This window comes from Aeromonas veronii, assembly GCA_041319085.1.
Lineage (GTDB): Bacteria > Pseudomonadota > Gammaproteobacteria > Enterobacterales > Aeromonadaceae > Aeromonas > Aeromonas veronii_F.
Genome location: CP101033.1, coordinates 1,857,975 through 1,870,603, shown reverse-complemented (window position 1 = coordinate 1,870,603; position 12,629 = coordinate 1,857,975). Strand labels below are relative to the sequence as shown.

General features: G+C 60.4%; 9 protein-coding genes and 1 pseudogene. 3 read left to right on the top strand and 7 right to left on the bottom strand.

Annotated elements, in window-relative coordinates:
* Positions 1 to 55: 55 nt before the first annotated feature.
* Positions 56 to 1,291 carry a lipoprotein-releasing ABC transporter permease subunit gene (locus NMD14_08965; protein XEI34488.1) on the bottom strand — a complete coding sequence of 412 codons (1,236 nt, stop codon included), beginning with the start codon at positions 1,289 to 1,291 and terminating at the stop codon, positions 56 to 58.
* Positions 1,292 to 1,367: 76 nt separating this feature from the next.
* Here NMD14_08965 and NMD14_08960 point away from each other — a divergent pair, with 76 nt between their 5' ends.
* Together NMD14_08960 and mfd are read left to right on the top strand one after the other, a co-directional pair.
* A complete protein-coding gene (locus NMD14_08960; GenBank protein ID XEI34487.1) occupies positions 1,368 to 1,943 on the top strand; it encodes a PilZ domain-containing protein in 576 nt (191 codons plus the stop codon).
* 56 nt (positions 1,944 to 1,999) lie between these two features.
* The gene (mfd, locus tag NMD14_08955; protein ID XEI34740.1) at positions 2,000 to 5,467 is read left to right on the top strand and encodes a transcription-repair coupling factor; all 3,468 of its coding nucleotides are present in this window, start codon (positions 2,000 to 2,002) and stop codon (positions 5,465 to 5,467) included.
* A gap of 247 nt (positions 5,468 to 5,714) precedes the next feature.
* On the opposite strand, the gene fbp is transcribed toward mfd, so the two are convergent.
* A complete protein-coding gene (gene fbp, locus NMD14_08950) occupies positions 5,715 to 6,749 on the bottom strand; it encodes a class 1 fructose-bisphosphatase (protein ID XEI34486.1) in 1,035 nt (344 codons plus the stop codon).
* Positions 6,750 to 7,131: 382 nt separating this feature from the next.
* Here fbp and NMD14_08945 point away from each other — a divergent pair, with 382 nt between their 5' ends.
* Positions 7,132 to 8,748 (top strand): peptide ABC transporter substrate-binding protein, encoded by a 1,617-nt coding sequence (locus tag NMD14_08945; protein XEI34485.1) that lies wholly within the window; start codon positions 7,132 to 7,134, stop codon positions 8,746 to 8,748.
* A 22-nt stretch (positions 8,749 to 8,770) separates the two neighbouring features.
* Here the strand turns inward: NMD14_08945 and NMD14_08940 are convergent.
* The 5 genes and pseudogenes from NMD14_08940 to accD all read right to left on the bottom strand — a co-directional run bounded on the left by NMD14_08940 (position 8,771) and on the right by accD (position 12,597).
* Positions 8,771 to 8,951 (bottom strand): annotated as a pseudogene (locus tag NMD14_08940) (IS110 family transposase).
* Between the two features lie 129 nt (positions 8,952 to 9,080).
* The gene (locus NMD14_08935; protein ID XEI34484.1) at positions 9,081 to 9,398 is read right to left on the bottom strand and encodes a heavy metal-binding domain-containing protein; all 318 of its coding nucleotides are present in this window, start codon (positions 9,396 to 9,398) and stop codon (positions 9,081 to 9,083) included.
* Between the two features lie 162 nt (positions 9,399 to 9,560).
* Positions 9,561 to 10,397: a cell division protein DedD gene (dedD, locus tag NMD14_08930; protein XEI34483.1), complete on the bottom strand. Its 837-nt coding sequence runs from the start codon at positions 10,395 to 10,397 to the stop codon at positions 9,561 to 9,563.
* Between the two features lie 74 nt (positions 10,398 to 10,471).
* Entirely contained in the window at positions 10,472 to 11,731 is a 1,260-nt protein-coding gene (gene folC / locus NMD14_08925) for a bifunctional tetrahydrofolate synthase/dihydrofolate synthase (protein ID XEI34482.1), read from the bottom strand.
* 2 nt (positions 11,732 to 11,733) lie between these two features.
* On the bottom strand, positions 11,734 to 12,597 hold the full coding sequence (gene accD, locus NMD14_08920) for an acetyl-CoA carboxylase, carboxyltransferase subunit beta (protein ID XEI34481.1): 864 nt from the start codon (positions 12,595 to 12,597) through the stop codon (positions 11,734 to 11,736).
* Positions 12,598 to 12,629: the final 32 nt, after the last annotated feature.

Sequence of the window (12,629 nt, the reverse complement as noted above, 5' to 3'; positions counted from 1 at the left end):
AACAACGCCGGTACTCGCACCGGAGGTAACAACAGAAGATGTATTATTCACGGCATTACTCATAACGCAGCGCCTCGGCCGGTTTCACCCGCGCAGCGCGGGCCGCCGGATAGAGGGTGGCACTGAAGCTCAGCAGCACGGCACCCAGCAAAATGGTGATGACCTGAGCCGGCTCGACAATCACCGGCAGGCCACTGCCGCCCGCCGCCATATAGAGGTTGAGCCCGACCGCATTGAGCAGGGGGTTGAGACCCAAGGAGAGCGCAAGGCCCGCCAGTCCGCCAAACAGGGCGCCAATCACCCCGCTGGATGCGCCGAGTACCATGAAGATTTTGACGATCCCCGATTCGCTCATGCCCATGGTGCGCAGGATGGCCACTTCGCCCTCCTTGTCCGTCACCACCATCACCAGCGCGGAGAGGATGTTGAAGGTCGCAACGGCGATGATCAGTACCAGCATCAGCCCCATCATCCGCTTCTCCATGGCGACCGCCTGGAACAGCTCGCCCCGCTCACGGCGCCAATCCTGCCACAGCAGGCCATCTGGCAGCGGCGTCTTGATCACCTCGTCGGCCGCAAACGGATCATCGAGCCAGAGGCGAATGCCACCGACGGTTTCTGGCGGCAGGCGCAGCAGCCGCTGGGCATCCCCCAGCGCGATCAGCGCAATCTGGTTATCCACATCAGCGCCGACCCCGAAGATGCCGGAGACGGTAAAGAGGCGCTGGGCCGGTACCCGGCCAAACGGGGTGAAGCGGGTCCCTTCGGTCAGGATCAGCCGAACCTGATCGCCGATGGAGACATCGAGGCGACGTGCCACCCCCTGCCCCAGCACGATGCGGTAGTGGCCGGCCTGCAGGGTATCGAGGCGTCCTCCCAGCATCTGGGAGTGCAGAATGTCATCCTTGGGCCACTGCGCAGGGTCGATCCCCTGCACGCTCACCCCGGTCAGCTGGCCGGGGCTTTGCAGCATCCCTTCACTGTCGAGCATGGGGGCCGAGGCGACCACATGGGGTAATTTGACCAAGTCCGGCAGCCCTTGCGGGTTTGCATCAATGCGGCCAGCCTGATTGGTCACCACCACATGTGGGATCACCCCGAGGATGCGCCCCTTGAGCTGTCCTTCGAAACCGTTCATCACCGAAATGACCACCATCAGGGCGGCAACCCCGATGGCGATGCCAAAGGTAGAGAACAGGGAGATAAATGAGACGAAGCGATTGCTGCGCTTCGAGCCTGCATAACGCAGGCCGATGGCCAGCGAAAGGGGCTGAAAAAGTCCGGTCTTCAAGGATATGTACGTTGCCAACAAAATAAGATACCGGATAATAAAGGGAAACCGTCCATGACAACAAGGGATAGCCTCCATGCAGGAACAGTTCTTCAGCGTCACTCATGCCACGCCGGTCAATGTAATCCCCATGCCGGCCGACTTCCACCTCCCCTCGCTGGCGGAGCTGGACGCTGAGCTGCCGGAGCCCTTTCGGATCTCCTCGGCCATTACCTCCATCGATCTGGTGACCACTCGCCTGCTGCGCAACCAGAACGAGTCGATGCACGATCTGATCGAGATCGTCAATCAGCAGTCCCGCAAGATCGACATGATCATGGGCTATGTGCTCTCCGTGCAGGACCATCCCGAGCAGCGCTTCCACACCCTGCGGTTCAGTGCCGGCCAGCTCACCTACCTGCACCCCTATCATGATCACGGCGATGCACCGCACCTGCACCAGATAGTGCGCCTCAAGATCTTCCTGCGGGAAGAGGCAGCCGCCATCTACTGCTATGGCCAGGTCAAACAGCTCGACGGCGGTGAACATGGCACCCAGGTGCTGCTCGACTATGTGCGGATCCGCGAAGATGACCGTGAACTGCTGGTACGTGCCAGCCTGCATGTACAATCCAAACAGCTCAAGCTGCGCGCCCAAGAGCGTCAGCGCTAATCACGGCGATCGTCAGCGATAGATAACGTCAACGTTAAAAGAATCGAACCATGCCAATGACACTCCCCGCCTTGCCCGCCAAAGCGGGCCAAAAGATCACGCTCGGCCAGCTGGTCGGCAGCAGCCTCTCGCTGATTGCAGCCCGTCTCACCAGTGAAGCCAAGGGACCGGTACTGCTTATCACCGCCGATACCCCGAGCGCCCTGCGCCTTGAGCAGGAGCTACACTATTTGCTGGCAAACAAGCTGCAGGCCGATCAGTCCGCGCCGGTATTGCTGTTCCCGGATTGGGAGACCCTGCCCTACGACACCTTCTCCCCTCATCAGGACATCATCTCCCAGCGGCTCGAGACCCTCTACAAGCTGCCGCAGATGAGCAAGGGGGTGTTGATCGTCCCCATCTCCACCCTGATGTTGCGCTGTGCCCCCCGGGTCTATCTCGACAAATACAGCCTGATGGTGAAGGCCGGTCAGCGCCTCAATCTGCAACAGCTGCGTGGCCGCCTGGCCGAAGCGGGTTACGTGGCGGTGGATCAGGTGTTGGAGCACGGCGAATTTGCCGCCCGCGGCTCCCTGCTCGATCTCTTCCCGATGGGCAGCAACAGCCCCTATCGCATCGACTTCTTCGATGACGAGGTGGACTCCATCCGCCCGTTCGATCCGGAGACCCAGCGCTCCAGCGAGCCGGTCAAGACGGTCAGCCTGCTGCCTGCCCGGGAGTTCCCCACCGACGAGGCGGCCATCGAGCTGTTTCGCGGCCAGTTTCGCGAGCAGTTCGAACTGTCGCGGGCCGAGGGCTCCGTCTATCAGGAGGTGAGCAAGGGGCGCTGGCCCGCTGGCATCGAATATTATCTGCCGCTCTTCTTCAACCAGACCGCCAGCCTGTTTGACTATCTGCCGGAAGAGACTCTGCTGCTCACCGTGGGGGATATCTACCCCGCCGCCCAGCGTTTCTGGAACGACATCGGCCAGCGCTATGAAGACAGACGTTGGGACAACACCCGCCCCCTGCTACCCCCGGCGCAGCTCTACCTGCCGGTGGAGCAGCTCTTTGCCGCCCTTGGCCAATATGGCGCGGTGCGGCTGCAAGAGGCCGCCACTGCGGGCGATGCCGGTCAGCACGATCTGCCCATCGAGGCGCTGCCCGACCTGCAACTCGATCACAGCAAGGAACAACCCCTGCTGGCGCTCAACCAGTTCCTGCAAGGTTTTGCCGGGCGCACCCTGTTTGCGGTGGAGTCTGAAGGGCGGCGGGAGGTGCTCGGCGATCTGCTGGCGCGTATCTCGCTGCAACCCAAGGAGTTCTCCTCCCTCGGCGCCTTTATGGCGAGCCAGGATCGTCACGGCCTGCTGGTTGCACCGCTTGAGCGTGGCTTCCTGTGGCAGGAGGCCGGTCAGGATCCATTGGCGCTGATCACCGAGACCGAACTGCTGGGCGGCAAGGTGCGCAGCAAACGGGCGCGAGAGAAGAGCAAAAACTTAAGCTCCGATGCGGTGATCAGAAACCTGGGCGAGCTGACCCAGGGTCAGCCGGTGGTCCATCTGGATCACGGGGTCGGCCGCTATCTGGGGCTCGAAACTATCGATGCCGGTGGCCTGCCCACCGAGTTTTTGACCCTCGAATATGCCGGCGGCGACAAGCTGTTTGTGCCGGTCACCAGTTTGCACCTTATCAGCCGCTACACCGGCTCTGATAACCCGCCCAGCCACAAACTCGGCGGCGAGGCTTGGAGCAAGGCGCGGCGCAAGGCGGCAGAGAAGGTGCGCGACGTGGCAGCCGAGTTGCTGGATGTCTACGCTCATCGCGCCGCTCGCGACGGTTTTGCCTTCAAGCACGACAAAGAGGCCTATCGCCAGTTTGCCGCCAGCTTCCCGTTCGAGGAGACCGACGATCAGCTCAACGCCATCAATGCGGTGCTGGGCGATATGTGTCAGGCCAAGAGCATGGACCGACTGGTGTGCGGCGACGTGGGTTTTGGCAAGACCGAAGTGGCGATGCGGGCGGCGTTTGTGGCCGTGCACGGCGGCAAGCAGGTCGCCGTGCTGGTGCCCACCACCCTGCTGGCCCAGCAGCACTACGACAACTTCCGCGATCGCTTCGCCAACTGGCCGGTGCGGGTCGAGGTACTGAGTCGCTTCCGCTCCGCCAAAGAGCAAAATGCCGTGATGAAAGAGCTGGCCGAGGGCAAGGTGGATATCATCATCGGCACCCACAAGCTGCTCGGCTCCGAACTCACCTTCAAGGACTTGGGGCTGCTCATCGTTGATGAGGAGCACAGATTCGGGGTGCGCCAGAAGGAGAAGATCAAGACACTGCGGGCCGACGTGGATATCCTCACCCTCACCGCCACCCCCATTCCGCGCACCCTCAACATGGCGATGTCCGGCATGCGGGATCTCTCCATCATCGCCACCCCACCCGCCAAGCGGCTCGCCATCAAGACCTTCGTGCGCCAGCACGAACCGGCGGTGGTGCGCGAGGCGGTGCTGCGGGAATTGAAGCGTGGTGGTCAGGTTTACTACCTGCACAACGACGTGGAGAGCATCGAGAAGTGCGCCGCCGATCTGGCTGAGCTGGTGCCGGAGGCACGCATCGGCATCGCCCATGGCCAGATGCGCGAGCGCGACCTTGAGCGGATCATGTCGGACTTCTACCACCAGCGCTTCAACCTGCTGGTCTGTACCACCATCATCGAGACCGGCATCGACGTGCCGAGCGCCAACACCATCATCATGGATCGGGCGGATCATCTCGGTCTGGCCCAGCTGCACCAGCTGCGGGGCCGGGTTGGCCGCTCCCACCATCAGGCCTACGCCTACCTGCTCACCCCCCATCCCAAGCTAATGACCAAGGATGCGGCCAAGCGGCTGGAGGCGATCGCCTCGCTCGAAGATCTCGGCGCCGGTTTTGCGCTGGCGACCCACGATCTGGAGATCCGAGGCGCAGGCGAACTGCTCGGCGACGATCAGAGCGGCCAGATCGAATCGGTCGGCTTCACCCTCTACATGGAGATGCTGGAGCAGGCGGTCGAGGCGCTGAAAAATGGCAAGGAGCCCTCGCTGGAGCAGCTGATGAGCCAGCACACCGAGGTGGAGCTGCGCCTGCCTGCGCTGCTGCCGGATGACTATATTCCGGACGTCAACATGCGCCTCTCCATGTACAAGCGGATCGCCAGCGCGGCAGACGAGCAGGAGCTTCGCGAGCTGAAAGTGGAGCTGATCGACCGCTTTGGCCTCTTGCCGGAGGCGACCAAAACCCTGCTGGAGCTGGCCGCCTTCCGCCAACGTGCCACTGCCCTTGGCATTCGCCGGGTGGAGATGAGCGAGCGTGGCGGCTATCTGGACTTCACGCAAGAGACCAAGGTCAATCCGGCCTATCTGGTCAAGCTGCTCTCCAGCCAGCCAAGGGTCTACAAGATGGACGGGCCGACCCGGCTGCGTTTCCAGGTGCCGACCCAGGATCGCGCCATGCGCCTGAAACTGGTCGATGGTTTGCTGGCAGATCTGGCCAACAATAGCCTGTGAGGCTTTGCAACGCTGGCGGCGAGCCCGACAGATAACGCCAACTAAAACGGGAGCCATATCGGCTCCCGTTTTGTTTATGTTGGCTGGTGACTAGCGTCGCCCTTCTCCCCTTGTGGGAGAAGAGCCGGGGATGAGGGGGGCAGTGAAAACCATTCCCCTCACCCTGCCCTATCCTAGGGGGGAGAGGGAATCGCGCCGGTAAATGTTGGGCTTCGCTGCGCTCAGCACCAACCTACACCTCTGACGATCAGCCCTGGTTGGCTGGATCCTCATGGGCGGAGAATTCACGCATAAAGGCCTCGGCGCGCTCCACCATCTTGGTCGAGCCAACGAAGTAAGGGGTACGCTGGTGCAGCGCGGTGGGCTGGATATCCATGATCCGGCCAAAGCCGTCGGAAGCCTTGCCACCGGCCTGCTCCACCAGAAACGCCATCGGGTTGCACTCATAGAGCAGGCGCAGCTTGCCGTTCGGCGAGTTGGTGCCGGACGGATAGATGTAGATGCCGCCCTTGAGCAGGTTGCGATGGAAATCGGAGACCAGGGAGCCGATATAACGTGAGGTGTAAGGTCTGTGGGTCGCCTCGTCACGCTCTTGGCAATATTTGAGGTACTTCTTCACCCCGTCCGGGAACTTGATGTAGTTACCCTCGTTGATGGAGTAGATCTTGCCCTCTTCCGGAATACGGATGTTCTCATGGGAGAGACAGAAGCAGCCGATGGAAGGATCGTAGGTAAAGCCATTGACGCCAAAGCCGGTGGTGTAGACCAGCATAGTCGAGGAGCCGTAGACCACATAGCCGGCGGCGACCTGACGGTTGCCCGGCTGCAGGAAGTCCTCCAGGGTGACACCGGTGCCCGGCTTGCTGACCCGGCGGTAGATGGAGAAGATGGTCCCGACGGAAACGTTGACGTCGATATTGGATGAGCCATCGAGGGGGTCGATCAATACCACGTACTTAGAGTGACGGGAGAGCTCGGAATCGAAGGAGACAAAATCCTCCTCCTCTTCGGAAGCCATGCCGCACACCTCGCCGCGCGCTTCCAGCGCCGCCTTGAAGCGTTCATTGGCGTAAACATCCAGCTTCTGCTGCACTTCGCCCTGTACGTTTTCAGCGCCCATGGAACCGATGATGTCCGCCAGTCCCGCCTTGTTGATCTCCCGGTTTACCACCTTGGCAGCAAGGCGGATCGAGCTGAGCAGCGAGGTCAGCTCGCCGGTCGCGGTTGGATAATCCGCCTGCTTTTTGACGATGAACTCACCCATGGTGATCATGTTTCGCATTTTTGTTCCTTTAGATCGCATCCGTTGGCATTGAAAACGTTTGCAGGTGTCGGCAAAAAAAATGCCGATCACCGGCGGCCTTGATTTGTAACCTAATGTAACGTCTGTTTTTTGTTTTTGCAGCGAATTAAGCGGCCTAATAAATAAGCTGTTTTGCCTGACTTTATGGTAAAAGTCGCTTTTTTAATGGTTTCATTCGATAACCTTTTGCACCTTAATTCGTGGCAATAACCTGCTGCAAGCCATGACCTGACTGGCCCTGGGCCATTTAAAATGGAGTCTGATGGGCCTGCTCATGGCACAGCCATTGTCTCTTGAGATCCGCTCGCTAATCCAGCACACTGATTTCGCTTTGGAAGCAAATAAAACTCAAGGATTATCAATGAACAAGACTCTCATTGCCGGCATGGTTGCCGGACTGTTTGCCCTTCCCGCCTGGGCTGCCCAGGTGCCTGCCGGTACCAAGCTGCTGCCGGATGCCCAACAAATCTATGTGACCAATATCGGCACCGAGCCCACCACCATCGACCCCCAGCTGGTGGAAGAGAGTGCCGGTAGCGAGATCGTCAACGATCTGTTTGAAGGGCTCTACGTACTGGATGGCAAGGGCAAGACCCAGCCCGCAGGCGCTGTCAGCTACGAGGTCGACAAGACCGGTACCGTCTACACCTTCAAGCTAAGGCCCGAGGCCAAATGGTCTAACGGTGAACCGGTCACCGCCGCCGATTATGTCTACGGCTGGCAACGGGCAGCCGATCCCAAGACCGCCTCCAACTACGCCTGGTTTATCGAATTGATGGGTATCACCAATGCCAGTGAGGTGATCCAGGGCAAGAAGAGCCCGGACGCGCTGGGAGTCAAGGCACTGGATGACCATACTCTGCAGGTCACCCTGAAAAATCCGGTCCCCTTCTTCCTGAAGATGCTGGCTCACTACACCACCTTCCCGGCCCCCAAGGCCACCATTGAAAAATTCGGTAAGGATTGGGTCAAACCGGGCAATATCGTCTCCAACGGTGCCTTTGTACTCAAGGAGTGGACCCCCAATGAGCGGCTGAGTGCCGAGCGCAATACCCACTACTGGGACAACCAGCACACCGTCCTGAATAAGGTGGTCTATCTGGAGATCGTCTCCGAAACCGCCGCCTACAACCGCTACCGCACCGGCGAGCTGCACTACACCACCTACCCGCTGGAGCAGTACAAGCACATCAAGAGCCAGAGCCCGCAAGATCTGGTCAGCGCCCCCATGCTCGCCACCTATTACTATGTGTTCAACGTGAACCGCAAACCGTTCGATGATCCGAAAGTGCGCAAGGCGCTCTCGCTGGCCCTCGACCGGGAGACCATCACCGACAAGATCCTGGGACAAGGGCAACTGCCCGCCTTCAGCCTGACCCCGCCGAGTGTCGATGGTTTTGACCTGAAAAAACCGGCCAGTCAGCAGCAGAGCAAAGAGGAGCGGATCAAGCAGGCCAAAGCGCTGTTGGCCGAAGCTGGTTATGGCCCGGACAAACCGCTCAGCGTGGATATCCTCTACAACACCAACGAGAGCCATAAAAAGATCGCGCTGGCCGTCTCCTCCATGTGGAAACATAACCTGGGGGTCAGCGCCACCCTCAACAACATGGAGTGGAAGACCATGGTCTCTACCCTCAACGAGGGGGATTTCGGGGTGAGCCGCTACTCCTGGAACGGGGACTATAACGATGCCTCCACCTTCCTCGATATCCTGACCTCCAGCAGCAGCGCCAACAGCGGCAAGTGGTTCAACAAGGAGTACGATGCCCTGCTGGCCAAGGCCCACGACTCGCAGGATGCGGCCGAACGCAATCAGCTCTACCAGCAGGCAGAAGCATTGATCGAGGCTGACGCCCCTATCGCGCCGCTCTACTTCTACGTCAAATCGCGACTGCTCAAGCCGTTCGTCAAGGGTTATCCCTATGAGAACCCGCAAGACATCGTCTATAGCCGGGACCTCTATCTGGTCGCCCCGTAACCTGTCGCACACGGCCTGAGCATAGCCAGTGTGGACCACAGCAGGCTTCCATCACACTGCGACAGACGGGGTGCTGGGCGAGGTATTGAATGAGGCTGGAACGAGTGAACTGGCGTTTGAAGGGGGGGGCCGTTGGCATCCTGTCCGATGAGATGAAAGGAGTGCTTGCCGATGTCGAGTCCAAAGAGTGTGATAGTTGGCATGATGCTCTCCTGAAGTAGAAAAGAAACAGCCCAGCAAGCGTAGCCTGCTGGGCTGTGGGTCAGGCTGACCATCACATTAAGCCGACAACCCGGTTATCGGCTTTAGCCAAAACAGCTTGCGACGGGATATCAGACCACCACGGCGGTGCCGCTGATACTGACCATCAGCATGCTGCCGTTTTGCCCCACCACCTCGTAGTCGATATCGATACCGACCACCGCATTGGCACCCAGGGCGGCGGCACGCTCTTTCAGCTCGTCGAAGGCGATCTCACGGGCACGGGCCAGCTCTTTTTCATAGGCGCCAGAGCGGCCACCGATGATGTCGCGGATCCCGGCAAAGAGATCCTTGAAAATGTTGGCGCCGAGGATGGCTTCGCCAACTACGATGCCGCGGTATTCACTAATGGTTTTGCCTTCCAGCGTGGGGGTCGTCGAGAGGATCATCTTGAACTCCTGTGAGTAGTAGAAGACCTCAGACTACCCCAACTGTCCGAAAATCCCAACCAGGTGCCTACGCGGCGCCGCCCTTGAAAATCTCGACCTCCAGATAAAAAAACACCGCGCACGGGGCGCGGTGTTTGTGTCAGAACGTCATAGCCAACACCGTTATGGATTGTAAGAGACCACCGAGCCACTGAGGCCCGTCATCTGGGAGATCCGCCCCTGCATTCCCTGCAGCTTGGCCTTGGAGACATCCGGCCCGATAAAGACCCGGTTGAGCTGGCCCTGCACCGGTGAGCGCGGCGAGGTGTGGGCAGAGTAGCCCGCCGCCCGCAGCTTGCTCACCAGCGCGTTGACGCTGTCGACATTCTTGAAGGCGCCAAGCTGAAGGATCCAGCTGCCCTGCGCTGGCGCGGCAGCGGGCGCGGGTGTGGCCGGCTGGGTCAGCTTGCTTTCAATCAGATCATCGAGGGACTTGATCTGACCCACCTGCGGTTTGACCGGCGCGGGTGCCTTGGCGACATCAACCGGTTTGGCTGGTGCGGGCTTGGGTACTGGCTTGGGCGGCTCGACCGGTTTTTTGGCTACCACTTCCGGCTTGGTTTGCGGCGCGGGCTGTGGTCTGGGTTGTGGTTTGGGTTGTGCATTCGGTTGTGAATGGACCGGTGCAGTTTGCGGTGCCGGTGCGGCAGGAGTTGTCGCCGACTGCGCCCCGTTGCCCGGACTGGCGAGGGTCATGGGATCAGCCACCTCTTCCACTTGCCACTGCTGGGCCGCAGAAGCCTGTTGCTGGCTGGCCAGATGCTCGGATGGCAAGGTGCTGGCGGCCGAGACCTGCAGCGCAGGCTTGGCAGGCTCCAGCTCGGGGCGCAGCGGGATCTTGGCAAAGGCCTCCTCCTTTTGCGCCAGCTTGTGACCATCCAGCAAGTCCGGCAGGAAAATAACAACCAGGGCCACCAGGATGACGGTGCCCACCAGACGGTTTTGAAACTTCGAAGCCAAGTTGAATCCTACCTTTACCTAACTCAGTACACGATTTGACTCCCCTGCTGCAGGCAGGGGAGCAAGGGTGCAGCCTAGGAAGCAACACCCGCCAGAATATCGGCGACAGTGTAAAACGAACCAAACACAATGACCATATCGTCCGGACTCGATGCGGCCAACGCTGCCTGATAAGCGGCGCTGACATCACCAAACGCCCTGGCTGGCCCCTTGCCCTCCCCCAGCGCCGCAGCCAGCTGCGCAGCGGTGGCGGCGCGCGGGCCGGTCAGACTGGCCAGATACCACTCGCCAATCAGGCCATCGAGTTCGGCCAGCGATCCCGCCATGTCCTTGTCTTTGAGCATGCCGACCACGGCGCGGCGCACACCTGCGCAGGGCATTGTACGCAACTGAGCTGCCAGATAGGCTGCCGAGTGGGGATTGTGGGCCACATCGACGATCACCAGCGGCACACTTTGCAGTTGCTGCATCCGGCCAGCCAGCCGGGCGTTGGCCAACCCGTCACGGATGGCAGACTCCGGCAGCGGCAAGCCGAGGGATTCCAGCGCCGCCAGCACGGTCACCGCATTCATCAGCGGCAGCGCCGGTTTGGGCAGGTCGCGCCACTGGTTGAGGCCGTGATAATCCCAACTGGTCTCGTGCTCATCGCCACGAAAATCGATACCGACCTGACGCAGCGAAGCGCCGAGGCGCGCCGCTTCGCTGGCGATAGTCGCAGGCGGGTTGGGCTCGCCGCTGATGGCGGGTTTGCTGGCGCGATAGACCCCGGCCTTCTCCACCGCTACCGCCTCGCGGGTATCCCCCAGCCAGTCGCAGTGATCGAGGGCAATGGAGGTGATCATCGCCACATCGGACTCCACCACATTGGTGGCGTCGAGCCGACCGCCCAAGCCTACTTCCAGCAGCAGCACATCCGGTGCGGCGCGGCAGAAGAGCCACAAACCGGCCAGGGTGGCGAACTCGAAGAAGGTGAGCGCTATCTCGCCGCGTGCCGCTTCCACCTCGGCAAAGGCGGCGCAGTGGTCACTGTCGGGCAGCTCTTGCCCATTGACCCGCACCCGCTCGGTAAAGCGCAGCAGATGGGGAGAGGAGTAGACGCCGACCTGGTAGCCTGCAGCCATCAGAATGCTGGCCGCCATGGCACAGCTTGAGCCCTTGCCGTTGGTGCCCGCCACCGTGATCACCTTGAACGGCAGTTGGGTAAGGCCCATACGCCGGGCAACGGCACCGACCCGATCCAGCCCCATGTCGATATTGACCGGGTGGATCTGCTCCAAATAAGAAAGCCAGTCGACCAGCGACCGGCTTTGGGATTGTTGCATGTTTGAACTCATCTTCACTCTTCGATGACGTGAGTATTCAGCATTTTGGCGAGCAGGCTGGCCAGACGGTTACGCATGTCGCGGCGATCGATGATGAGATCGATGGCACCCTTCTCCAGCAGGAACTCGGAGCGCTGGAAGCCTTCCGGCAGTTTCTCACGCACGGTCTGCTCGATAACGCGTGGGCCGGCAAAGCCGATCAGCGCCTTGGGCTCGCCCACGTTGATGTCACCTAGCATCGCCAGACTGGCGGAGACACCACCCATGGTAGGGTCGGTCAGCACGGAGATATAGGGCAGGCCCGCCTTGGTGAGTCTGTCCAGCGCCGCACTGGTCTTGGCCATCTGCATCAGGGAGAACAGCGCTTCCTGCATGCGAGCACCACCAGAGGTGGAGAAGCAGACCAGACCACGGCCTTCCTTGATGCACTCCTCGACGGCACGCACGAAGCGAGCACCGACCACGGAGGCCATGGAGCCCCCCATGAAGGAGAATTCGAACGAACAGGCGACAACCGGTACCCCTTTGAGGGTCCCTTTCATCACCACCAGCGCATCTTTCTCGGCCGTCTCTTTCTGAGCGGCGGACAAACGATCCTTGTAGCGCTTGGAATCCTTGAATTTCAGTACATCCTGCGGCTCCAGCTCGGCACCGATCTCGGTACGACCCTGCTCATCGAGGAAGCTCTCGAGACGGGCGCGGGCGCTGATGCGCATATGATGATCACACTTGGGGCACACTTCGAGGTTGCGCTCCAACTCTGCCCGGTAGAGCACCTGTTCACAAGCACTGCACTTGGTCCACACCCCTTCCGGAATGTTGTGACGACGGGGCGCAGTTATCTTGCTCTTGGGAAGAATCTTCTCAAGCCAGCTCATGGAATTCCTTAATGCTTTTGTGCCTGACAAAA